At 71.1% G+C, this 22,682-nt stretch carries 20 protein-coding genes; 19 read left to right on the top strand and 1 reads right to left on the bottom strand.

The window, feature by feature from the left end; translation table 11 throughout:
* The first annotated feature begins 180 nt into the window (after positions 1-180).
* The 13 genes from ileS to HAV40_RS27880 all read left to right on the top strand — a co-directional run bounded on the left by ileS (position 181) and on the right by HAV40_RS27880 (position 15,619).
* A complete protein-coding gene (gene ileS / locus HAV40_RS27940; RefSeq protein WP_166386384.1) occupies positions 181-3,297 on the top strand; it encodes an isoleucine--tRNA ligase in 3,117 nt (1,038 codons plus the stop codon).
* Between the two features lie 245 nt (positions 3,298-3,542).
* Positions 3,543-4,235: a lysophospholipid acyltransferase family protein gene (locus tag HAV40_RS27935; RefSeq protein WP_166386382.1), complete on the top strand. Its 693-nt coding sequence runs from the start codon at positions 3,543-3,545 to the stop codon at positions 4,233-4,235.
* Between the two features lie 81 nt (positions 4,236-4,316).
* Positions 4,317-6,269, top strand: coding sequence for a TIGR03960 family B12-binding radical SAM protein (locus HAV40_RS27930; RefSeq protein ID WP_166386380.1), 1,953 nt, complete (start codon positions 4,317-4,319; stop codon positions 6,267-6,269).
* Between the two features lie 46 nt (positions 6,270-6,315).
* A complete protein-coding gene (locus HAV40_RS27925) occupies positions 6,316-7,071 on the top strand; it encodes a TIGR03936 family radical SAM-associated protein (RefSeq protein WP_166386448.1) in 756 nt (251 codons plus the stop codon).
* Positions 7,072-7,224: 153 nt separating this feature from the next.
* The gene (locus HAV40_RS27920; RefSeq protein WP_166386378.1) at positions 7,225-9,978 is read left to right on the top strand and encodes an Rne/Rng family ribonuclease; all 2,754 of its coding nucleotides are present in this window, start codon (positions 7,225-7,227) and stop codon (positions 9,976-9,978) included.
* A gap of 126 nt (positions 9,979-10,104) precedes the next feature.
* On the top strand, positions 10,105-10,653 hold the full coding sequence (locus tag HAV40_RS27915) for a glutathione S-transferase family protein (protein ID WP_166386376.1): 549 nt from the start codon (positions 10,105-10,107) through the stop codon (positions 10,651-10,653).
* Between the two features lie 34 nt (positions 10,654-10,687).
* Complete coding sequence (locus HAV40_RS27910; RefSeq protein WP_166386374.1) at positions 10,688-11,179, top strand: hypothetical protein; 492 nt, start codon at positions 10,688-10,690, stop codon at positions 11,177-11,179.
* 116 nt (positions 11,180-11,295) lie between these two features.
* Entirely contained in the window at positions 11,296-11,811 is a 516-nt protein-coding gene (locus HAV40_RS27905; protein ID WP_166386372.1) for a hypothetical protein, read from the top strand.
* A gap of 161 nt (positions 11,812-11,972) precedes the next feature.
* Positions 11,973-12,452 carry a hypothetical protein gene (locus HAV40_RS27900; RefSeq protein ID WP_166386370.1) on the top strand — a complete coding sequence of 160 codons (480 nt, stop codon included), beginning with the start codon at positions 11,973-11,975 and terminating at the stop codon, positions 12,450-12,452.
* Between the two features lie 249 nt (positions 12,453-12,701).
* On the top strand, positions 12,702-13,016 hold the full coding sequence (gene rplU, locus HAV40_RS27895) for a 50S ribosomal protein L21 (RefSeq protein WP_120316523.1): 315 nt from the start codon (positions 12,702-12,704) through the stop codon (positions 13,014-13,016).
* Positions 13,017-13,024: 8 nt separating this feature from the next.
* Complete coding sequence (gene rpmA / locus HAV40_RS27890) at positions 13,025-13,282, top strand: 50S ribosomal protein L27 (RefSeq protein ID WP_120316522.1); 258 nt, start codon at positions 13,025-13,027, stop codon at positions 13,280-13,282.
* Positions 13,283-13,575: 293 nt separating this feature from the next.
* Entirely contained in the window at positions 13,576-15,051 is a 1,476-nt protein-coding gene (gene obgE / locus HAV40_RS27885; protein WP_166386368.1) for a GTPase ObgE, read from the top strand.
* Positions 15,052-15,178: 127 nt separating this feature from the next.
* Positions 15,179-15,619 carry a GNAT family N-acetyltransferase gene (locus HAV40_RS27880; protein ID WP_166386366.1) on the top strand — a complete coding sequence of 147 codons (441 nt, stop codon included), beginning with the start codon at positions 15,179-15,181 and terminating at the stop codon, positions 15,617-15,619.
* Here HAV40_RS27880 and trpS read toward each other — a convergent pair.
* Complete coding sequence (gene trpS / locus HAV40_RS27875; RefSeq protein WP_166386364.1) at positions 15,609-16,598, bottom strand: tryptophan--tRNA ligase; 990 nt, start codon at positions 16,596-16,598, stop codon at positions 15,609-15,611. The genes HAV40_RS27880 and trpS overlap by 11 nt on opposite strands.
* Positions 16,599-16,863: 265 nt before the next feature.
* Between trpS and pepN the strand changes: the two genes are divergently transcribed.
* The 6 genes from pepN to HAV40_RS27845 all read left to right on the top strand — a co-directional run bounded on the left by pepN (position 16,864) and on the right by HAV40_RS27845 (position 22,618).
* Complete coding sequence (gene pepN, locus HAV40_RS27870) at positions 16,864-19,353, top strand: aminopeptidase N (protein ID WP_166386362.1); 2,490 nt, start codon at positions 16,864-16,866, stop codon at positions 19,351-19,353.
* A 170-nt stretch (positions 19,354-19,523) separates the two neighbouring features.
* Positions 19,524-20,108: a nicotinate-nucleotide adenylyltransferase gene (nadD, locus tag HAV40_RS27865; protein WP_275413501.1), complete on the top strand. Its 585-nt coding sequence runs from the start codon at positions 19,524-19,526 to the stop codon at positions 20,106-20,108.
* A gap of 121 nt (positions 20,109-20,229) precedes the next feature.
* Complete coding sequence (gene rsfS, locus HAV40_RS27860) at positions 20,230-20,619, top strand: ribosome silencing factor (protein WP_166386360.1); 390 nt, start codon at positions 20,230-20,232, stop codon at positions 20,617-20,619.
* 23 nt (positions 20,620-20,642) lie between these two features.
* Positions 20,643-21,242: a histidine phosphatase family protein gene (locus tag HAV40_RS27855; protein ID WP_166386444.1), complete on the top strand. Its 600-nt coding sequence runs from the start codon at positions 20,643-20,645 to the stop codon at positions 21,240-21,242.
* A 48-nt stretch (positions 21,243-21,290) separates the two neighbouring features.
* Positions 21,291-21,722 (top strand): DUF5818 domain-containing protein, encoded by a 432-nt coding sequence (locus HAV40_RS27850; protein WP_166386358.1) that lies wholly within the window; start codon positions 21,291-21,293, stop codon positions 21,720-21,722.
* Positions 21,723-21,739: 17 nt separating this feature from the next.
* Entirely contained in the window at positions 21,740-22,618 is an 879-nt protein-coding gene (locus tag HAV40_RS27845) for a DegV family protein (protein ID WP_166386356.1), read from the top strand.
* The last annotated feature ends 64 nt before the right edge of the window (positions 22,619-22,682 follow it).

Raw genomic sequence — 22,682 nt, 5'->3', positions numbered from 1 at the left:
GCGAGCCTCCGGAAGAACAGGCCGCACCGGCCCCAGTAGAACCGGACGGGACGGCCCGTCACAGCCGACACGAGCGGTCCGCCGTGCACCTGCGGCGGGCAAGCGAGGTGGTACCGCGGGCCGATCCGGCTCGTCCTCGCACTGTGAAACGACAGTGACGAGTGTGACGAGGAGCCCGCGATGGCTTATCCATTGCATGACGCGGCGGCCGATGGTGTGCTGGCCAGCCCGGACCTGCCCGCCCTGGAACGGCGCGTGCTCGACTACTGGGCCGCCGACAAGACGTTCGTGGCCAGCGTGGAGCAGCGCGACGCCGGGGCGAACGGGTCGAACGAGTTCGTCTTCTACGACGGCCCGCCGTTCGCCAACGGCCTGCCGCACTACGGCCACCTGCTGACCGGCTACGTCAAGGACGTGGTGCCGCGCTACCAGACGATGCGCGGGCGGCGGGTCGAGCGCCGCTTCGGCTGGGACACCCACGGCATGCCCGCCGAGGTCGAGGCGGAGAAGCAGCTCGGCATCACCACCAAGGCCGAGATCGTCGACATGGGCCTGGCCGAGTTCAACGAGGCCTGCCGCACGTCGGTGCTGCGCTACACCAACGACTGGGAGCGGTACGTCACCCGGCAGGCGCGCTGGGTCGACTTCGCCAACGACTACAAGACCCTCGACCTGGACTACATGGAAAGCGTCATGTGGGCCTTCAAGACCCTGCACGACAAGGGCCTGGTGTACGAGGGCTTCCGGGTGCTGGCGTACTGCTGGCGCTGCGAGACGCCGCTGTCCAACACCGAGACCCGGATGGACGACGTCTACAAGGACCGGCAGGACCCGACGCTGGCCGTCAAGTTCCAGCTGGACAGCGGCGAGCAGGTCGCGGTGTGGACCACCACGCCGTGGACGCTGCCGAGCAACCTGGCGCTGGCCGTCGGGCCCGACATCGACTACGCGGTGATGGAGAAGGACGGCGAGAAGCTGCTCCTGGGCGCGGCGCGGCTGGACTACTACGCCAAGGAGCTCGAAGGTTACGAGCGCACCGGCACCGTCAAGGGCTCCGACCTGGTCGGCAAGCGGTACACGCCGCTGTTCCCGTATCTGGTGGAGCACGCGGGGGACAACGCGTACCAGGTGCTCGGGGCCGAGTTCGTGACGACCGAGGACGGCACCGGGGTGGTGCACCTCGCGCCCGCGTTCGGTGAGGACGACCAGAACACCTGCAACGCGGCGGGCATCCCGACCGTGGTCACCGTCGACGAGCGGGCGCGGTTCACCGCGCTGGTACCGGCGTACGAGGGACAGCAGGTCTTCGACACCAACAAGGCGATCATCCGCGAACTCAAGGACCGCGGCGTCGTGCTGCGCCACGAGACCTACACGCACTCCTACCCGCACTGCTGGCGGTGTGACACCCCGCTGGTCTACAAGGCGGTGTCGAGCTGGTTCGTGAAGGTCACCGCGTTCCGCGACCGCATGGTGGAGCTGAACCAGCAGATCAGCTGGACCCCGGAGCACGTCAAGGACGGCTCGTTCGGCAAGTGGCTGGCGAATGCCCGCGACTGGTCGATCAGCCGGAACCGGTTCTGGGGCTCGCCGATCCCGGTGTGGGTCTCCGACGACCCGAACTACCCGCGCACCGACGTGTACGGCTCACTGGAGCAGCTCGAATCCGACTTCGGCGTGAAGGTCACCGACCTGCACCGCCCGTACGTCGACGAGCTGACCCGGCCGAACCCGGACGACCCGACGGGCAAGTCGACCATGCGCCGGGTGCCGGAGGTGCTGGACTGCTGGTTCGAGTCCGGCTCGATGCCGTTCGCCCAGGTGCACTACCCGTTCGAGAACACCGGGTGGTTCGAGAACCACTACCCGGGCGACTTCATCGTCGAGTACATCGGACAGACGCGCGGCTGGTTCTACACCATGCACGTGCTGGCCACCGCGCTGTTCGACCGGCCGGCGTTCCGCAGCTGCGTCAGTCACGGCATCCTGCAGGGCAGCGACGGCCGCAAGATGTCCAAGAGCCTGCGCAACTACCCCGACGTCTACGAGATGTTCGACCGTTACGGCGCCGACGCGATGCGCTGGATGCTGATGAGCAGCCCGGTGCTGCGCGGCGGCGACATGGCCGTGAACGAGTCGGGCATCCGCGACGCGGTGCGCCAGGTGCTGCTGCCGCTGTGGAACACCTACTACTTCTTCACGCTGTACGCCAACGCCGCCGGGCACACCGCCCGGCCCCGGACCGACTCCACGCACGTGCTCGACCGCTACGTGCTGGCCAAGACCCGGGAGCTGGTGGAGACCACGACGGCCCAGCTCGACGCGTACGACCTCTCGGCGGCCTGCGCCGGGGTGCGGACCTACCTGGACGCGCTGACCAACTGGTACGTGCGCCGCAGCCGGGACCGCTTCTGGGCCGGTGACGCCGACGCCTTCGACACCCTGTACACGGTGCTGGAGACGCTGGCCCGGGTGGTCGCGCCGCTGGCTCCGCTGACCGCGGAGGAGATCTGGCGCGGGCTGACCGGGCAGCGCTCGGCGCACCTGGCCGACTGGCCGGACGCGGCGACGCTGCCCGCCGACCACGACCTGGTCGCCACCATGGACCGGGTGCGCGAGGTCTGCTCGGCGGCGCTGTCGCTGCGCAAGGCCAAGGGCCTGCGGGTGCGGCTGCCGCTGTCCTCGCTGACCGTGGCGACGCCGGACGCGTCCGCGCTGCGCGACTTCGCGGCGCTGATCGCCGACGAGGTCAACGTGAAGTCGGTGGAGTTGAGCGACGACCTGACCGGCCACTGCGAGCAGGTGCTCACAGTGGTGCCGCGGGTGCTCGGCCCGCGCGTCGGCGGCTCGGTGCAGCAGGTCATCAAGGCGGTGAAGACGGGGGACTGGTCGCTGGTCGACGGCGCTCCGGTCGCCGCCGGGGTGACGCTGCAGGAGGGCGAGTATGAGCTGAAGCTGGTCGCGGCCGACGTGGAGCACTCCGCGGCGCTGCCCGGCGACGCCGGAGTCGTCGTGCTGGACACCGCGGTCACCGCGGAACTGGAGGCCGAGGGCCTGGCCCGCGACGTGGTCCGGGTGGTGCAGCAGGCCCGCCGGGAGGCGGATCTGGCCATCACCGACCGGATCGCGCTGACCGTGCAGGCCTCGGCCGAGGTGGCGGCGGCGGTGCGTACGCACCAGGCGTTCCTGGCCGCCGAGACGCTGGCCGACAGCGTGAGCTTCGGCGCGGTAGACGGCGGCTTCACCGGCGAGGCCGGCGACGGCGAGAACGTGTCGGTGGCGGTCACCCGCAGTTGAGCGAACCCGACCGTCGGTAACTCCTGATCGAGGCGCGGCCCGTGCCGGATATGTCACAGGCCGCGCCTCGGCTCGTCCAGCGCCACGGTGTAAGACCTGGTCAGCGATCTCAGGTGCGGCCGGTGACGGCGGCGCAGTATCTCAGACTCCGGGCGCGTAGACGATCTGTTCCGGGGGTATGGGCCCGCTCAGAGGACTACGGTAAGTTCACTGCCCGGCTAGCTCATCACCTGTGGAGGCAGACAGTGCCGGTGCTCTATACGGTCGGATTGTGGACGGTGGCGCCCGCGATCAAGCTCGGCTGGCGTCCCACGATCGAGGGCGCGGAGCACATCCCCGCCACGGGCGGTGCGATCTTCGCGGGCAACCATCTGTCCGTCGCCGACGAGCTGTTCCTCGGCTCCGCCGTCGGGCGGCACATCTCCTTCTGGGCCAAGGAGGACTACTTCGTCGGCACCGGGGTGAGCGGCCTGTTCTTCCGTACGCTGATGGGCGGCCTGGGCGCGATCCCGGTGCACCGCTCCGGCGGCCGGGCCGCGCTGAGCGCGTTCGACGCGGCGATCCCGGTGCTCAAGGAGGGCGGCCTGGTCGCCGTGTATCCCGAGGGCACCCGCTCGCCGGACGGGCGGCTCTACCGGGGCCGGACCGGCGTGGCGCGGCTGGCGCTGGGCGCGGACGTGCCGATCATCCCGGTCGGCATGATCGGCACGGAGAAGGTGCAGCCCATCGGCCAGGCGATCCCGTCGCTGAAGCCGGGCCAGGTCACCGTCAAGTTCGGCAAGCCGATCGAGGTCGGGGCCTGGAAGGACGCCGAGTCCGCCAGCACCGCCGCCCGGGAGATCACCGACACCGTGATGATGGCCATCCAGGCGCTGACCGGCCAGGAGTACGTCTCCCGCTACGCTCCCAAGCGCAGTTCCGGCGACGCGGAGAAGTAGACACGCAGGTGGCAACCGGACAACGGGCGGGCAATCGCCCGAGGTCCGGTGCTCGCGTGCGACCGCGTACCCTTGATACCCATGCGTGGCGACTCGGTCTTTCCCCAGCTTGAGCAATTGCTGCCGCTTGTCAGCAAGCCGATCCAGTACATCGGCGGTGAGCTGGGAGCGGTGGTCAAACCATGGGAGTCGGCCACGGTCCGCTGGGTGCTGTCGTACCCGGACGCGTACGAGGTGGGCCTGCCCAACCAGGGCGTGCAGATCCTGTACGAGGTGCTCAACGAGCGTGAGGACGTGCTCGCCGAGCGCACCTACGCCGTCTGGCCGGACCTTGAGGCGCTGATGCGGGAGCGCGGCGTGCCGCAGTTCACCGTCGACAGCCACCGCGCGGTCGGCGACTTCGACCTGTTCGGCCTGTCCTTCTCGACCGAGCTCGGCTACACCAACATGCTCACCGAACTGAGCCTGGCGCAGATCCCGCTGCTGGCCGCCGACCGTGACGAGTCACACCCGATCGTGCTCGCGGGCGGGCACGCCGCGTTCAACCCGGAGCCGATCGCCGACTTCATCGACGCCGCCGTGCTCGGCGACGGCGAGGAGTCGGTGCTGGAGATCACCGACATCGTCGCCGCGTGGAAGCGCGAGGGCAGCCCCGGCGGCCGCGACGAGATCCTGCTGCGCCTGGCCAAGACCGAGTCGGTGTACGTGCCGCGCTTCTACGACGTGGACTACCTGCCCGACGGCCGCATCCAGCGGGTGGTGCCCAACCGGCCCGGCGTGCCGTTCCGGGTGCACAAGCGCACCACCATGGACCTCGACGCGTGGCCGTACCCGAAGAAGCCGCTGGTGCCGCTGGCCGAGACGGTGCACGAGCGGTTCGCCGTGGAGATCTTCCGGGGCTGCACCCGGGGCTGCCGCTTCTGCCAGGCGGGCATGATCACCCGTCCGGTGCGCGAGCGCTCCATCACCACGGTGGCGCAGATGGTGCACGACGGGCTGGAGTTCTCCGGCTTCACCGAGGTGGGCCTGCTGTCGCTGTCCAGCGCCGACCACTCCGAGATCGGCGACATCTGCTCCGGGCTGGCCGACCAGTACCAGGGCACGAACGTGTCGCTGTCGCTGCCCAGCACCCGGGTGGACGCGTTCAACATCGACCTGGCGCAGGAGCTGTCCCGCAACGGGCGGCGTACCGGTCTGACGTTCGCGCCCGAGGGCGGGTCCGAGCGCATCCGCAAGGTGATCAACAAGATGGTGTCGGAGGAGGACCTGATCCGCACCGTCACCACGGCGTACTCCAACGGCTGGCGGCAGGTGAAGCTGTACTTCATGTGCGGCCTGCCCACCGAGACCGACGAGGACGTGCTGCAGATCGCCCGGCTGGCGCACAACGTCATCAAGTCGGGCCGCCAGGCCACCGGCAGCAAGGACATCCGCTGCACCGTGTCCATCGGCGGGTTCGTGCCCAAGCCGCACACCCCGTTCCAGTGGGCCCCGATGGAGCGCCCCGAGGTCATCGACGCGCGGCTCCGGGCCCTCAAGAACGAGATCAACTCGGACCGCTCGCTGGGCCGGGCCATCGGCTTCCGCTACCACGACGGCGAGCCCTCGCTGATCGAAGGCCTGCTGGCGCGCGGTGACCGCCGCGTCGGCGCGGTCATCCGCAAGGTGTGGGAGGACGGCCAGCGCTTCGACGGCTGGAGCGAGCACTTCTCGTACCGCCGCTGGGTCGACGCCGCCGAGGCGGTGCTGCCGGGCTTCGGCGTGGACCTGGACTGGTTCACCGTCCGCGAGCGCGAGCAGTCCGAGGTGCTGCCCTGGGACCACCTGGACTCGGGCCTGGACAAGGACTGGCTCTGGCAGGACTGGCAGGACGCGCTCACCGAGTACGAGCAGGACGACTGCCGCTGGACGCCGTGCTTCGACTGCGGTGTGTGCCCGTCGATGGACACCAGCATCCAGATCGGGCCGACCGGCCAGAAGCTGCTGCCCATCACGCCGGTCAACACCGGCCTGCGCGTGCCCGCGGAGGCCTGACGTGGGACGCACCAAGAACCAGCCGGTGGGTGGCCAGGCCCCCGTCGTGCAGCGCATCCGGCTGCGGTACACCAAGCGCGGCCCGATGCGTTTCACCTCGCACCGCGACTTCGCCCGCGCCGTCGAGCGGGCGATCCACCGGGCGGGTATCCCGATCGGCTTCTCGCAGGGCTTCACCCCGCACCCGAAGATCTCCTTCGCCAGCGCCGCGCCGACCGGGGTCGCCTCCGAGGCGGAGTACCTGGAGATCGGCCTGCGCGAGCGGGTCGACCCGGCGCAGCTGTGCAAGGCGCTGGACGCCGCGCTGTCACCCGGCCTGGACGTGGTCGAGGCCGTGGAGGCCGTCGCGCCCGGCAGCCTGGCCGACCGGATCACCGCCTCGCTGTGGCGCATCGAGCTGCCCGGGGTGAGCGACGAGCAGCTCGCCGCCGCCGTGGCGGCCTTCGTCGCGCAGAGTGAGGTGCTGGTCGAGCGCATGACCAAACAGGGTCGGCGCACCTTCGACACCAGGGACGCCGTGGCGTCGATCGAGGCCGTCTCGTCACAGACCTCACCACCTGGCGTGGTCGAGGCAGTCCCGTGTGCGATACTCGACCTTGTCGTGCGGCAGGTCACTCCCTCCGTACGGCCCGATGACGTCCTGTCCGGCCTGCGCGTGGTTGCGGACCTGGAGCCGTCGGCGCCCCATTCACTGAAAAGTGCCAGGGCGACCCGGCTGGCACAGGGCACGCTGACCCCCCAGGGGGAGATCGTGGATCCGCTCGACGCGGATCGCGACCCCGTCGCCATCGGCGAGCGTTGACCCGACTGGTCACTGCTCTCGGCAGACTTCGGCGGATGCCCGTCCAGGCGCCTCGTAGGCGCTTGTACGGGCGACCCCGGCGGCAAACACCGGTGTTCCTGAGTGGCTGCGTTGTTACGCGCCCGGGACCGCCAGAACTGGAGAACAGTCCGGATGCTCGACCACGAGCCCGCAGATCGGCACGAGAATGCCGACAACGTTTCGCAGAACCCGCCGAGCGCGGACTCGGCTGACCAGCCCAGTGCCGTGACCGGCGGGAACACCGGCGGCGACGCCGTCACGGGCGCGCCTGCGACGCCCGAGCCCGCCGCGGTGACGCCAGAGCCCGTGATGGCTCAGCCCGCCGCTGCGGAGCCGTCAGCCGCTGACGTCCCGGCCGCTGAGGGGGCCCCTGCCGAGGCGGGGGAGCCGGAGGCCGCTCCCGCGCGGCGGCGCACCCGCAAGCGTGCCGTGGCGGCCGCTGCCCCCGAGGCGCCGGACGCCGCCGCCGAAGCGCCGGACGCGGTCGCCGAGGTCGCCGGAGAGGTCGTCGAGGCGGCCGCGCCGGTCAAGAAGGCGACCCGTCGCCGCAAGAAGGCCGCAGAGCCGGACATCTCCGGCGAGTCTGTGGCAAACGACGCGATTGACCCTGCACTTCCCGCTGTCGCCGAAGTCGCGCCCACCGTGGCCGACGCGCTCGCCGAGGAAGTCGAAGAGGACGAGGAGGCGGCGCAGGCCGCTGCCGAGGCCGCCGAGCAGGCGGGCGGAGCCCCGCGCCGACTGCCCCCGTCCGTGCTGTTCATGGCCCCCGAGGCGACCGCCGCGCCGGTGCGTCCGGTGGCCGCCGCGCGTCCCGTCGTCGAGGAGCCCGCCGAGGTGGCGGAGCCTGCCGAGACCAGCCGTCGCCGCAAGCGCCGCCGGGGCCGGGACGAGGAGGAGGCCGCCGTCGTCGAGACGGAGGCCGCCGAGCCCCTCGCCGCCGACGAGGAGACCGACGAGGACGACGGTGAGGAGAACGGCCGCGCCCGCCGCCGCCGGGGCCGTCGCGGCCGTGGCCGGGGCAAGGGCGGCGCGGACGACAACGGTGACGACGAGCAGCCCGAGGCCGTCGAGGCCGGTGACGAGGAGGAGACGGACGCCGACGGCGAGCCGCTGACCCGCCGTCGCCGCCGCCGTCGCCGCAAGGGCGCCGGGGACGAGGGTGCCGAGGCCGAGGACGGCGTGCACACCGTGGTGCGCATCCGCGAGCCGCGCGCCGTCAGCGACGAGGTGCAGGGCGTGTCCGGGTCGACCCGGCTGGAGGCCAAGCGCCAGCGCCGCCGGGACGGCCGCGAGCAGCGCCGTACCCGCCCGCCGATCCTGACCGAGTCGGAGTTCCTGGCCCGCCGCGAGGCGGTCGACCGGGTCATGGTCATCCGGGAGAACCCGGACCGTACGCAGATCGCGGTCATGGAGGACGGGGTGCTCGTCGAGCACTACGTCACCCGCGCCGCCACCGCCACCATGGTCGGCAACGTGTACCTGGGCAAGGTCCAGAACGTGCTGCCGAGCATGGAGGCGGCCTTCGTCGACCTGGGCCGGGGCCGCAACGCGGTGCTGTACGCCGGTGAGGTCAACTGGGACGCGGCCGGTCTCGAAGGGCGCGCGCGCTCCATCGAGCAGGCGCTGAAGTCCGGCGACTCCGTGCTGGTGCAGGTGACCAAGGACCCGATCGGGCACAAGGGCGCGCGGCTGTCCAGCCACGTCGCGCTGTCCGGCCGGCACCTGGTGTACGTGCCCAACGGCAACGCCTCCGGCATCAGCCGCAAGCTGTCCGACGTCGAGCGCAAGCGGCTGCGCGACATCCTCAAGAAGCTGGTCCCCGAGGGCGCGGGCGTGATCGTGCGCACCGCCGCCGAGGGCGCCTCCGAGGAGGACCTCGAGCGCGACGTGCTGCGGCTCCAGTCGCAGTGGGAGGACATCCAGGCCAAGGCGTCCGACGGCGGCGCGCCCGCGCTGCTGTACGGCGAGCCCGACCTGGTCGTGCGCGTGGTACGCGACCTGTTCAACGAGGACTTCAAGGAACTCGTGGTGCAGGGCGACAACGCCTACGAGACCGTGCAGGACTACCTCGAGCACGTGTCGCCCGACCTGGTGGACCGGGTACACCGGCACACCGGCGTCTCGGACGTGTTCGCGACGTACCGCATCGACGAGCAGATCCTCAAGGGCCTGGACCGCAAGGTGTTCCTGCCCTCGGGCGGCCACCTGGTGTTCGACCGCACCGAGGCGATGACCGTCGTCGACGTCAACACCGGCAAGTACACCGGTGTCGGCGGCAACCTCGAGGAGACGGTCACCCGCAACAACCTGGAGGCGGCCGAGGAGATCGTGCGCCAGCTGCGGCTGCGCGACCTCGGCGGCATCGTGGTGATCGACTTCATCGACATGGTGCTGGAGAGCAACCGCGAGCTGGTGCTGCGCCGGCTGACCGAGTGCCTGGGCCGGGACCGGACCAAGCACCAGGTCACCGAGATCACCTCGCTCGGGCTGGTCCAGATGACGCGCAAGCGCATCGGGGCGGGCCTGCTGGAGGCGTTCAGCGAGCCGTGCGAGCACTGCAAGGGCCGCGGGGTCATCATCCACACCGAGCCCGTCTCCGAGCGCCGGGCTCCGGCGCAGCAGCAGGCGGCACCGCCGGTCCAGCTGCCGCCGGTGCAGGTCAAGCAGGCGGCCGCGGCGCCGCCCGCGCCCAAGCAGCAGAAGGCCGCGGAACCGGCGTACTTCGACACCGAGGGTTACGACCTGTCGCGGTACGAGACGGCGGCCGGGGCGGCAGCGGCGGCCGAGGACGACGACGAGGCGGGCGACGAGCCCGGCGACGACACCGGAGACTCGCCCACCAGGCGGCGTACCCGGCGCGGCGGACGGCGGCGTACCCGCCCGTAACCGACATGGAGATCGCTCGCGACGGATGCGTCGGCGGGGGACTTGCGTAAGCTGCCCGGGGTATGTGTGCACCATCCCCCGGGCAGCCTGCTGTCCGGCACCCCTGAAGAGCCTGGAGGACACCCCATGCGACGCATCCTTGCCGCCGCCGTGCTCAGCGCGGCGCTGCTGACCGCCACCGCCTGCTCGGGCGACCCGGTGCGGCCGAACGCGGGCTCGGGTCCGTCCGCCGGAGCCTCCGCCGAGGTGAGCCCCGGTGCGAGCGCCGCCGCCCCGAGCGCTTCCGGCAGCGCGGCCACCGGCACCACCGACCCCAAGGCGACCTGCGCCGCGGTCATCGCCGAGAGCAAGAAGTTCGTCTCGAAGCTGGTGACCAAGGCGCAGCAGATGGGCGAGTCGCTGAGCGACCCGGACAAGGTCAAGGTCTTCTTCGACGAGCTGTCCAAGGACTACGTGGCGCTGTCCACCACGGTGAAGGCCGAGGCGGCGAAGACCTCGGACGCGAAGCTGCGCAAGGCGCTGGACGATCTGGCCAAGGCGCTCGACGCCGCGGTGGCCCAGCTGACCGACCCGCAGAAGCTCGCCGAGGACCCCTCGAAGATGCAGCAGATCCTGTTCAGCGCGGATCTGACGGCGGCCAACGAGGCGCTGAACGACATCTGCCCGGCTGCCTGATCCTGCCCCACCCCTCGCTAGGAGGCACCTGTCCATGCGACGTTTCCTGACCGCCGTCCTGGTGGCTACGGCACTGCTCGGCGCGAGCGCGTGCGGCGCCGACGAACCCGGCCCCGCGTCGTCGCCCGGCACGGCCGCCGCCCCCGCGCCGACCGGCTCGACCGGGGCCAAGGCGGTCTGCGCCGAGTTCGACAAGGTCTTCAACGGCAAGGCCCGCACCGACCTGGCCACCGCGATCGGCGGTGTGCTGACGGCCCGGTCCGGCAAGGACGCGGCCAAGACCCAGGCCGCGGAGACCAAGCTGCGCGAGGCGCTGACCGCGCTGGACACCCAGATCGCGGGAGTGGGCGCGGTCGCCGCCGACCCCGCGGTCAAGTCGGCCTTCGACCAGGTCGCGGCGAACGTCCGCCAGTCCGGCGTCGACCTGGCGTTCCTGGAGGGTGTCAGCAAACTGTCCGAGCTTGAGGCGAAGCTCACGCCGGTGCTCTTGTCCTGGATCATGCCTTTGGCCAAGATCTGCCCCTGACACCGTTATCCGGCCGTCATCCGGCTTCCCTAAGCTGCCCCGGGGCGATCACGCCGACCCCGGGGCAGCTTCGTCGCTGCCGTCACCACTGCGTACCAAAGGAATCTTCTCCGCACATGCGTCGCGTTCTCACCACCGCAGTCCTCGGCCTGTCCCTGCTCGGCGCGGCCGCGTGCGCCGCAGACCCCGCGCCGTCCGCGGCTGCGCCGTCTTCCGCCGCCGCGTCAGCCGCTGCCTCCTCGGCCGCTCCGGCCGCGGCCACCGGCACGAAGGACAAGGCCGGCACGTGTGCCGCGTTCAACGAGCTGGCCTTCAGCCCGAAGGGACTGGCCGTGCTGGGCGCCACCGGCAAGATCATCGGTGCGGCGCTCGGCGACGAGGCGAAGGCCAAGGAGCAGATCCCCCTGCTCGGCAAGGCGATCGAGGAGTACCGGGCCGAGCTGGTGAAGATCTCGGCGGACACCGCCGACGCCGAGCTGAAGGCCGCTCTCGAGGCGGACCTCGCGATGGTCGCGGCGGGCGGGCAGGCCGTGGCGGCCGCGAACGGCGATCTGAACAAGATCATCGAGGTTCTGGAGAGCACCGCCCTGGATTTCGAGACGGGCAGGACGGCGCGGATCTGCCAGGCCTGAGGCTGCTGATGCCGTTGTCGGCCACCGTGACTAGGCTGCCACGGTGGCCATAAACGAGGGTTCGGCGTGTACGAAGCTGAATCCCTGGTCATAAGGAAGTAAACGCGGGTGCCGCCTGCACGGCGGCGCATCCGTGTCCCCCCGTATAGATAAGGAAGAACATGCGACGGATTCTGGCAACCGCCACCCTCGGCCTCGCCCTGTTCGGTGCCGCGGCGTGCGCGGACACCCAGCCCGAGGCGACCGGCACGCCCACCCCGGGTGCGGCGGCGACCTCCGCGGCCGCGCCGGCCGGTGTCGACAAGAAGACGGCCTGCGCCAACCTCACCAAGGCCGGCAACGACTTCAAGACCCAGGGCGCGGTCATCCTGCCGGAGATGATGAACCCGGCCACCCAGCAGGCCGCGGTGCCGAAGCTCACCAAGCTGCTCACGGACTTCCAGGCCGCGTACAGCAAGGACGTCAGCACCATCGCCGACGCCGAGCTGAAGGCGGCCGTCGAGTCCGACCTCAAGGCGCTGCAGACCGCCGCGACGGCCGTGGTCGCCGCGAACGGTGACGCTGCCAAGATCGAGGCCGCGCTCTCCTCGCCGGAGTTCACCTCGGCGGGCGAGAAGGTCGAGACGCTCTGCAAGGCCTGACCAAACTCACCCGGCCGGGTGCGCGGTGATCGCGATCGCCGCGCACCCGGCCAGGGGGTGCCCGGTTTGGGCATCGGGTCGGGCATGACGTAGTCTTCTCCACGGTGCCCATCACAGGGCGCTGCATGCGTGCGTGTGTGCCGGCCGTCTTCGGCCAGGACGTGCCGAGCGCAACAAGTAGTGAAGACTCGGCCCGCCACGCGGGTCGATGAACCAACCGCCAGCACCTACGACAGGAGTCCGCGTCTCATGTACGCGATCGTCAAGACCGGCGGCAAGCAGTACAAGGTCGCCGAGGGCGACGTGATCGAGGTCGAGAAGCTCGCGGGCGCGCCCGGCGACGTGGTGGCGCTGTCCGCAGTGCTGCTTGTTGATGGCAGCGACCTGGTGACCGACGCGGCGAAGCTTGCCAAGGTTTCTGTTTCCGGAGAGCTCGTGGCCCACACCAAGGGCCCGAAGATCCGGATCCACAAGTTCAAGAACAAGACCGGCTACCACAAGCGGCAGGGTCACCGTCAGCCGCTGACCCAGGTCAAGGTCACCGGCATCAAGAGCGGGAAGTAGGCCTCGACATGGCACATAAAAAGGGTGCATCCAGCTCGCGCAACGGTCGCGACTCCGCAGCTCAGCGCCTCGGCGTGAAGCGCTTCGGCGGTCAGGTCGTCAGCGCCGGCGAGATCCTCATCCGCCAGCGCGGCACCAAGTTCCACCCGGGCGACCTGGTCGGCCGGGGCGGCGACGACACGCTGTTCGCGCTCGCCGCGGGCTCGGTGCAGTTCGGTCTCAAGCGGGGCCGCAAGACCGTGAACATCGTTCCGGTCTCGGCCTGACAGATCGTCTGAGGCGGGAGGGCGCGCGAAGCGCCCTCCCGCCTTTGCCATTCCCGCCCCTCGAACTGAGACGCGGCTAACCCCCGCCACCAGGAACACCCGCCCCCTGCCGCGCGCTGCCCCAGGGGGCGTCCACGCCCGAACCACCGCCACCCCTGCCGCAACTCTTAAAGACATGCGGCTTTGCGGAACCCTCGTAGCCGCGACTCTTTAAGAGTTGCGGCAGCGGGTGGGGTGGGTGGAAAGCGGGCATATGCTGGTTTTTGGTTTTAGAAGTATGTGGAGGATGGAACGTGGCTACGTTCGTGGATCGTGTGGTGCTGCACCTGCAGGCGGGTGACGGCGGCCACGGCTGCGTGTCCATCCACCGTGAGAAGTTCAAGCCGTTCGGGGGGCCGGACGGCGGTAACGGCGGGCACGGTGGCGGCATCCTGATGGAGGTCGACCCAAACGTGCACACGTTGCTGGACTTCCACTTCCACCCGCACATCAAGGCGACCAACGGCAAGGGCGGCTCGGGCAACAACCGGGAGGGCGCCAACGGCGGCGACCTGGTGCTCAAGGTGCCCTCGGGCACTGTCGTGCAGACGCTGGACGGCCAGATCATCGCCGACCTGGTGGGTCCGGGCACCACGCTGGAGATCGCCCGCGGCGGCCGTGGCGGGCGCGGCAACGCCTCGCTGGCCAGTTCCCGGCGCAAGGCGCCCGGCTTCGCCGAACTCGGTGAGCCCGGCGACCGGCTCGAAGTGGTCGTGGAGCTCAAGAGCGTCGCCGACGTGGGCCTGGTGGGCTTTCCGAGCGCGGGCAAGTCCTCGCTGATCTCGGTGATCTCCGCGGCCAAGCCGAAGATCGCCGACTACCCGTTCACCACGCTGGTGCCGAACCTGGGCGTGGTGCAGGCCGGCGAGCACGTGTTCACCGTCGCCGACGTGCCCGGCCTGATCCCGGGCGCGGCCACCGGCAAGGGCCTGGGGCTGGAGTTCCTGCGCCACATCGAGCGCACCGCGGTGCTCGCCCACGTGGTGGACACCGCGACCCTGGAGACCGATCGCGACCCGGTGGCCGACATCGAGGCCCTGGAGTCGGAGCTGGCGCAGTACGGCGGGCTCGGGGACCGGCCGCGGATCATCGTGCTGAACAAGATCGACGTGCCGGACGGCCGGGACCTCGCCGACATCACCACCCCCGATCTGGAGAAGTTCGGCTGGCCGATCTACCAGGTCAGCGCGGCGACCCGGGAGGGGCTGACGGAGCTGGTGTACGCGCTGGCCCGCATGGTCGAGGAGCACCGGGCGGCCACGCCGGTGCTGGAGCCGACCCGCATCGTGCTGCGCCCGAAGGCCGTCGACGACTCCGGGTTCGAGATCAAGCAGGACCGTGCTGGCGTATGGGTGGTCAGTGGCATGAAGCCCGAGCGCTGGGTGCGCCAGACCATGTTCGACAACGCCGAGGCGGTGGGCTTCCTCGCCGACCGGCTCGCGCGGCTGGGCGTCGAGGAGAAGCTGGCCAAGCTCGGCGCGACGCCCGGCGACCCGGTGCGGATCGGCGAGCGCGAGTTCGACTGGCAGCCGACGATCTACGCGGGCAAGGACTTCACCCCCGGCAACCGCTTCACCGACGAGCGCCTGGAGGACGACATCACCCGTCCGAACGCCGCGGAGCGGCTCGCGGCGCGCAAGGAGCGGCGGCAGCGGCCGGAGGGTGACACCGCGGGCGACGAATGGTTCGAAGACGAGCAGGATCTGGCGGACGACGACGACGATCAGTAGGAGTCGGCACCAGGGCGGACACTGTCAGTTAACGGTTTGGTGACGGTGTCCGTCATCTCACCGCAATCCGCCCTGGTGTGCGGAGGGTGAAACATCGCGGAAACATGCCCTGGCTAGCGTCCTGACGGTGTTGATCCAGCACCGTGAGATCACCCACCCTGATGTCACCGCGCTCGTGCTCGCCGCCGAGGACGAACTCTTCACGCGGTATCCGGGCACCACCCGTTCGCCGTTGGACCCGCACGCCCGTTTCGTCGTGGCGTACGTGCTGAGCCGCCCCGTCGGCTGCGGCGCGCTCGTCGTGTCCAGCCCGGGGGTCGGCGAGATCAGGCGTTTGTTCGTGTCACCGGCGCATCGCCGCGCCGGGGTGGCCCGCCGCATCCTCGCGGCACTGGAACGACGGGCCACCGCCCAGGGCTGGGACTCGATAATCCTCGAGACCGGCGTGAACCAGCCCGAGGCGATCACGCTGTTCGACTCGTCCGGCTACCAGCGGACCGAGCCGTACGGCAGGTACATCGACAACCCCTACTCCGTCTGCTTCGCCAAGAAGATGGTCAGAAGCTGACGAGTCCTATCGCCTCGCCGGCCCGCCGCAGCGTCGCGGCGGCCCGCGGGCGGACCCGGCGCGCGCCCTCCCGCAGCACCGCCTCGACGGCCTCCGGGCGGCGGCGCAGGGCCTCGTAGCGCTCCTGGATCGGGGTCAGCACCGCCACCACGGCCTCGGCGGTCTCCCGCTTGAGCGCGCCGTACGAGCCGAAGTCGCCGGCCGAGCCGGTGCAGGCCTGGTAGATCTCCAGCAGGTTGGTCACGCCCGGCTGGTTCACCCGGTCCCGGCGCACCGTGTCGCCGCTGTCGGTGACCGCGCGCATCACCTTGCGGCGTACGACGTCGGGGGTGTCCAGGATGCTGATCACGCCCGTGCCGACCACATTGGTCTTGCCCATCTTCGCGGTCGGGTCGGCCAGGTCCATCACCCGCGCGGCGACCGGGGCGGGCACCGCCACCGGCACCGTGAACGTCTGGCCGTAGCGGCTGTTGAACCGGTTGGCGACGGCACGTGCCAGCTCGACGTGCTGCATCTGGTCGTCGCCGACGGGGACCTGCTCGGTGTCGTGCAGCAGGATGTCGGCCGCCATCAGCACCGGATAGGTGAGCAGGCTGAGCCGCACCTGCTCGGCGCGCGCCGCCTTCTCCTTGAAGGCGACCATGCGCTGCGCCTCGCCGTAGCCGGTGGCGCATTCCAGCAGGTAGTGCAGCTGGGTGTGCTCCGGCAGGTGGGACTGGACGTAGAGGGCGCAGCGCTCGGGGTCGACCCCGGCGGCGAGCAGCACTGCGGCCTGTTCCAGGGTCAGCGCGCGTACCGCGGCGGGGTCGTGCTCGACGGTCAGCGCGTGCAGGTCGGCGAGCATGGTGATGGTCTCGCTGCCGTCCTGCCCGGCGACCAGCGGCATGATCATGCCGAACAGGTTGCCGAGCTGGAGGTGGCCGGTCGGCTTGCAGCCGGACAGGCGGCGGGCGCGGACGCGGGACGGGGCGATGGTCATGGTGGTCTCCTCGGGAGTCGGGCACCCCGTCCGGAGACCTCGGCACGGCCGGAGCCGTGCACGACGAAGGCCGCCCGGAGGGGCGGCCTGGGTTCGTCTACTGGGTTCGCGGAAGCGGGCCGCCCGTCAGGGCAGCCACCACATGGTGTTCGTTGTCCGCATGCCGACCATTGTCCCCACCACGGCCTTGATCGGCAAGAACGTTCCCGAAGGTAAGGGGCTACCGCCCGTTCACCACCTGGTGACATCAGGCAGGATGGTTGCCATGTCGCATCGTTGCCTCAGCCACTCCGAAGCCGTCGCGCGGGCCGCCACCGTCCGGAACCTCGCGTACGCCCTGGACGTGGATCTGACCACGGGAGACGAACTCTTCCGCTCGGTCACCACGGTCCGCTTCACCGCCGATCCCGGCGCCGAGACCTTCCTGGAGGCGCGGCCGGAGCGTCTGCTGGGGGCCACCCTCAACGGCGTCGCGCTGCCCGCCGACGCGTTCGCCGAGGGCCGCCTGCGGCTGGCGGACCTCGCCGCGGACAACACCGTCGTAGTGACCGGCGATTACGCCTACACCCGCACCAGCGAGGGCATGCACCGCTTCATGGACCCCGCCGACAAGCAGGTGTACGTCTACGCGCAGCCATCGATCACCGACGCGCCGCGGTTCATGGCCTGCTTCGACCAGCCCGACCTGAAGGCCACGGTGACCCTGTCGGTGACCGCCGACCCGTCGTGGCTGGTCCGGGCCAACGCGGAGGGTGTGCAGTCGACGCCGGGCCGCTGGGAGTTCCCGGTCACCAAGCCCCTGGCGACGTACCTGATCACGCTGGTGGCCGGTCCTTACGTCGAGGTGACCGACAGCCACGACGGCATCCCGCTCGGCCTGTACGCCCGCGCGAGCTTCGCCGAGGTGCTGGAGCGCGACGCGCCCGAGCTCCTGGCGGTGACCAAGGCGTTCCTGGACCGCTACCACGAGCTGTTCGGCGTGCGGTACCCGTTCGGCAAGTACGACCAGGCGTTCGTGCCCGAGTTCAGCTGGGGTGCGATGGAGTTCCCCGGCTGCGTGGTGTTCCGCGACGAGCTGCTGTTCCGGGCCGCGGTGACCGACACCGAGCGGCTGGAGCGGGCGGCCATCGTCGCCCACGAGATGGCGCACATGTGGTTCGGCGACCTGGTGACCATGCGCTGGTGGGACGACCTGTGGCTGAACGAGTCGTTCGCCACGTACATGGGCTACCGGCTGGTCGGCGAGGTCACCCCGTGGCCGCAGTCCTGGACCCGCTTCGGGGTGGGCCGCAAGGCCTGGGGGTACGCCGCCGACCAGCGCCCGTCCACGCACCCGATCGCGCCGGCCGAGGTCGCGGACACCGACGACGCGTTTGCCAACTTCGACGGCATCTCGTACGCCAAGGGCTGCTCGGCGCTGCGGCAGCTGGTCGCCTTCATCGGTGACGAGGCGTTCCTGACCGGGCTGCGAGCGCACTTCGACAAGCACGCCTGGGGCAACGCCACGCTGGCCGACCTGCTCGGCGCGCTGTCGGTGTCCAGCGGGCGGGACCTCGACGCCTGGGCCCAGGCCTGGCTGCGCACCCCGCAGGTGAACACGCTGCGCCCCGCGGTGCAGTGGGCGGCAGACGGGTCGTACGCCTCCGTCACCGTCGAGCAGTCCGCGTCCGAGGGCCACCCGACGCTGCGGCCGCACCGCATCGGCCTGGGCTGGTTCGACGAGCAGGGCGCGTGGCAGCGCACCGAGGTCGAGATCGCCGGGGCGAGCACCCCGGTGCCGCAGCTGTCCGGCGTGCGGGGCCGCGGCCTGCTGCTCAACGACGGCGACCTGACCTTCGCCAAGGTCCGGATGGACGAGCGCACCCGTGCCGAGCTGCCCGCGCTGCTGGCCGCCCAGCCCGACTCGCTGGCCCGCGCGCTGCGCTGGAACAGCGTCTGGGACGCCGTACGCGACGCCGAGTGGCCCGCCACCGAACTCGTCGAACTGGCCGCCGCGGCGCTGCCCGCCGAGCCCGACGTCGTCATCGTCGAGTCGGTCTTCGGACTGGCCCGGTACGCCGCCAGCCGGCTGGTCCCCGCCGACCAGCAGGCCTCGGCCCGCGCGGCGCTGGCCGGGGCGGCCCGGACCCTGCTGGCCACCGCCGCGCCCGGCAGCGGGCACCAGCTCGCCGCGGCCCGCTCGCTCATCGCCACCGCTGCCGAGGCCGACCGTGCGCTGCTGCGCGGCTGGCTGACCGGTGCGGACGTGCCCGAGGGGCTGCCCGTCGACGCCGAGCTGCGCTGGGCGATCCTGGGGCGGCTGGCCGTGCTCGGCGACGTCGCCGAGTCCGAGATCGACGCCGAGCTGCAGCGCGACACCAGCGACCGGGGTGAGCAGGAGGCCGTCCGGGTGCGGGCGAGCCGCCCCGACCCGGCCGCCAAGGAGCGGGCGTTCGACCTGGTCGTCACCGAGCAGGGGCAGTCCAACCGGATCGCGGTCGCGGCCGCCGACGGGCTGTGGCAGCCGGAGCACGCCGAGCTGACCGCGCCGTTCGTGGCCCGGTTCTTCGCCGAGCTGCCGCGCTCGCAGGGCCGGTCCGGCGACATGCTGGGGCACCTGGCGAAGGCGGCCTATCCGGGGTACGCCGTGTCGGAGGACACACTGGCGGCGGCGCGGGCGGCGCTGACGGGGGACATGCACCCGCTGCTGCGCCGCGCGCTGGCCGACGAGACCGACGACCTGGCCCGCTCCCTGCGCGCCCAGCAGGCCGCCTGACCTGCCCCGCCGACCCCGCCCGGCTGCCCGTTCGGCGGGGCGGGGGGCACGCGCCCTGCTGCACTTAGACGTTGGCCTATCTGGATGACTTCGATCATCGGAAGTTCATCCAGATAGGCCAGCGTCGATGACGGGCGGGGGTGGAGCACCGGGCGGCTTAGAATCGGGGTGTGGCGACACGCATTGGGATCATGGGTGGGACGTTCGATCCCATCCACCACGGTCACCTCGTCGCGGCCAGCGAGGTGGCTGACCGGTACGCGCTCGACGAGGTCGTCTTCGTGCCGACGGGGCAGCCGTGGCAGAAGACCGAGCACGCGGTCACCCCGGCGGAGGACCGCTACCTGATGACGGTCATCGCGACCGCGTCCAACCCGCGCTTCTCGGTGAGCCGGGTCGACGTCGACCGGGTGGGGCCGACGTACACCGTCGACACGCTGCGCGAGCTGCGCGACCAGTACGGCGAGAAGACCGAGCTGTTCTTCATCACCGGGGCCGACGCGCTCTCCAAGATCCTGTCCTGGAAGGACGCGGACCAGTTGTTCGAGCTGGCGCACTTCGTGGGGGTCACCCGTCCGGGGTTCGCGCTGACCGACGCGCACCTGCCCGCCGACGTGGTGAGCCTGGTCCAGGTGCCGGCGATGGCGATCTCGTCGACGGACTGCCGGCGGCGCGTCGCCTCGGGGCAGCCGGTGTGGTACCTGGTACCGGACGGTGTAGTGCAATACATCACAAAACGGCATCTATACCGCTGATTCCGGGTGTCCCGGCCCACCGCGTGACTATCTCAGCGGCATGCCGGGTAATGCTTGTGAGATTCTGGAGGCCGAGCCTGTACGCGAACATCGCGGGCAGGCCACCGACGAAAGGACCAAGGTGCCCGCAACCGAGCGTGCCGTCGAGATGGCCCTGGCCGCCGCGCAGGCGGCCGCCGACAAGAAGGCCGAGGACATCGTCCTGATGGACGTGGGCGAGCAGCTCGTCCTCACCGACGTCTTCGTGGTCGCCTCCGCTCCGAGCGAGCGCCAGGTCCTGGCCATCGTCGACGCTGTCGAAGAGGCCCTGCTGAAGATGCCCGAGAAGGCCAAGCCGATCCGCCGCGAAGGCGAGCGGGCCGGTCGCTGGGTGCTGCTCGACTTCGGCGACATCGTGGTGCACATCCAGCACACCGAGGAGCGCGAGTTCTACGCGCTCGACCGGCTGTGGAAGGACTGTGCCCGCATCGAGTTCACCGACCGCGACCTGGCCACGCAGGACGCTGCGTGAGCCTGGAGCGGGGCACCGAGCAGATCACGCGTGTCCTGCTCTGGCGGCACGGCAACACCGACTGGAACGCCGAGCAGCGCGTGCAGGGGCAGCTCGACGTGCCCGTCAACGACCGCGGCCGGGCTCAGGCCCAGGCCGCGGCCGCGGTGCTGGCCCGCCACGAGACCCAGTTGATGATCACCAGTGATCTGAGCCGGTGTACGCGGACCGCCGCGCCGCTGGCCGAGCTGACCGGGCTGACCCCCGAACGGGACGCCCGGCTGCGCGAGCGGAACTTCGGCGACTGGCAGGGGCTGACCACCCCGGAGGTGCGCGAGCGCTTCCCGGAGTCGTACGCCCGCTGGCGCGCCGCCGACCCCGACCCCGGTGACGGCATCGAGTCGATCGCCGACCTCGGCAAGCGGGTCAGCGAGACGATCCGGCAGGCCGCCGAGCGGGTGCCCGGCGGCACCGTGATCCTGGTCAGCCACGGCGGCGCGATCAAGTACGGGGTGGCGGCGCTGCTCGGCTGGCCCGAGGAGATGCTGCCCACGGTCGCGCCGGTGCAGAACTGCCACTGGGTCGACCTGATGCTGCAGCCGTCGTACGGGTGGCGGATCTCGGCGTACAACGTCGGGGTCTGACGCGGGCACTCGCGCAACTTGCCCCCGGGCGGTAGCGTCCGAACTGACATGACCACACGAGCCCCCCTCACTCATCTGTTGCTGACCGGCACGCTGCTGGGCGGTCTCCTGCTCGCCGCGTGCGCCCCGACCGAGGAGCCGGAGGTGGGTAGTTCCGTGACCCCGTCACCGTCCGCGGCGTCGGTCCCGCCGAGCAGGCCGCCCTTCACGCCCAAGCCGAGCATGTCGCCGCAGATCCCGCCGCCTGCCAAGGACGGCGAGGTCATCTCGGTCACCGGCCTGGTCGAGCGGGTCGAGCTGGAGGGCGGATGCACCGTACTGCGCGCCGACAGCGGCACCACGTACCAGCTGATGGGCGGCGACCCGAAGGTCGTCAAGCCCGGCGCGACCCTGCGGATCCAGGGACGGCTGCGCTCCGACATCATGACGATCTGCCAGATGGGCCCCGTGCTCGAGGTCGTCACGGCGCAGCCGTCGTGACGGGTTAACGTGCCCGCATGCCCGTAGCGGTCGTCACCGACTCCACTGCCTACCTGCCCGCCACCGTCGCGGACGGGTCGCTCACCGTCGTGCCGCTGCACGTCGTGCTCGGCGGCGTCTCCGGGCGCGAAGGCGTCGAGGTCAACCCGGCCGAGGTCGCCGTCGCGCTGGCCGCCCGCCGCGTCGCGGTGACCACCTCCCAGCCCACCCCCGCCGAGTTCGCGCAGGTCTACGACCAGCTGTTCGCGGCCGGCGTCGACGGCATCGTCTCGGTGCACCTGGCCGGGGCGCTGTCCGGCACCGTGGGCGCGGCGTCGACCGCCGCGGGCGAGGCCGCCGGGCCGGTCGAGGTCGTCGACTCCTGCTCGGCCGCGATGGGCGTGGGCTTCCCCGCCCTGGCCGCGGCCCGCGCCGCGGCACAGGGCGCGGACCTGTCGGGCGTACGCGACGCCGCCCTGCACACCATCGACCGCACCAGCACGTTCTTCTACGTGGACACGCTGGAGCACCTGCGCCGGGGCGGCCGTATCAACGCGGCCTCGGCGCTGCTGGGCACCGCGCTGGCGGTAAAGCCCCTGCTGGAGGTCTCCGCGGGCGGCATCTCCATGCGGGACAAGGTGCGCACCGCCGCCCGTGCGCTGGACCGGCTGGTCGCGCTCGCGCTGGAGGCGGCCGGGGACGGGCCGGTCGAGGTGGCCGTGCACCACCTGGCGGCCGCGGAGCGGGCGGAGTGGGTCGCCGACGCGCTGCGCGAGCGGCTCGGCGACCGGCTGTGCGAGCTGTACACCAGCGAGGTCGGCGCGGTCGTGGCCGCCCACGTGGGCCCCGGCCTGGCCGGGGTGGTCGTACACCGCCTCCCCGCCCCCGCCCACTCCCTCCTCGACGACCAGCTCTGACCCGCGTCCCTCCTTCGGCGCGGGCGGGGGCGGGGCGGCTCCGTTTTCCATAGACGCTGGCCTA

The sequence above is a fragment of the Catellatospora methionotrophica genome (assembly GCF_011297335.1).
GTDB lineage: Bacteria > Actinomycetota > Actinomycetes > Mycobacteriales > Micromonosporaceae > Catellatospora > Catellatospora methionotrophica.
Note: the sequence above shows the minus strand (reverse complement) of the source record. Positions and strands in the feature narration are given on the sequence as shown.

Coding starts and splice junctions, on each gene's coding strand:
- HAV40_RS27910 (WP_166386374.1), top strand. CDS start 10,688: ATGCGACGTTTCCTGACCGCCGTCCTGGTGGCTACGGCACTGCTCGGC.
- HAV40_RS27905 (WP_166386372.1), top strand. CDS start 11,296: ATGCGTCGCGTTCTCACCACCGCAGTCCTCGGCCTGTCCCTGCTCGGC.
- HAV40_RS27920 (WP_166386378.1), top strand. CDS start 7,225: ATGCTCGACCACGAGCCCGCAGATCGGCACGAGAATGCCGACAACGTT.
- HAV40_RS27850 (WP_166386358.1), top strand. CDS start 21,291: ATGACCACACGAGCCCCCCTCACTCATCTGTTGCTGACCGGCACGCTG.
- trpS (WP_166386364.1), bottom strand. CDS start 16,598: ATGACCATCGCCCCGTCCCGCGTCCGCGCCCGCCGCCTGTCCGGCTGC.
- pepN (WP_166386362.1), top strand. CDS start 16,864: ATGTCGCATCGTTGCCTCAGCCACTCCGAAGCCGTCGCGCGGGCCGCC.
- rpmA (WP_120316522.1), top strand. CDS start 13,025: ATGGCACATAAAAAGGGTGCATCCAGCTCGCGCAACGGTCGCGACTCC.
- rplU (WP_120316523.1), top strand. CDS start 12,702: ATGTACGCGATCGTCAAGACCGGCGGCAAGCAGTACAAGGTCGCCGAG.
- HAV40_RS27900 (WP_166386370.1), top strand. CDS start 11,973: ATGCGACGGATTCTGGCAACCGCCACCCTCGGCCTCGCCCTGTTCGGT.
- HAV40_RS27845 (WP_166386356.1), top strand. CDS start 21,740: ATGCCCGTAGCGGTCGTCACCGACTCCACTGCCTACCTGCCCGCCACC.
- HAV40_RS27930 (WP_166386380.1), top strand. CDS start 4,317: ATGCGTGGCGACTCGGTCTTTCCCCAGCTTGAGCAATTGCTGCCGCTT.
- HAV40_RS27915 (WP_166386376.1), top strand. CDS start 10,105: ATGCGACGCATCCTTGCCGCCGCCGTGCTCAGCGCGGCGCTGCTGACC.
- ileS (WP_166386384.1), top strand. CDS start 181: ATGGCTTATCCATTGCATGACGCGGCGGCCGATGGTGTGCTGGCCAGC.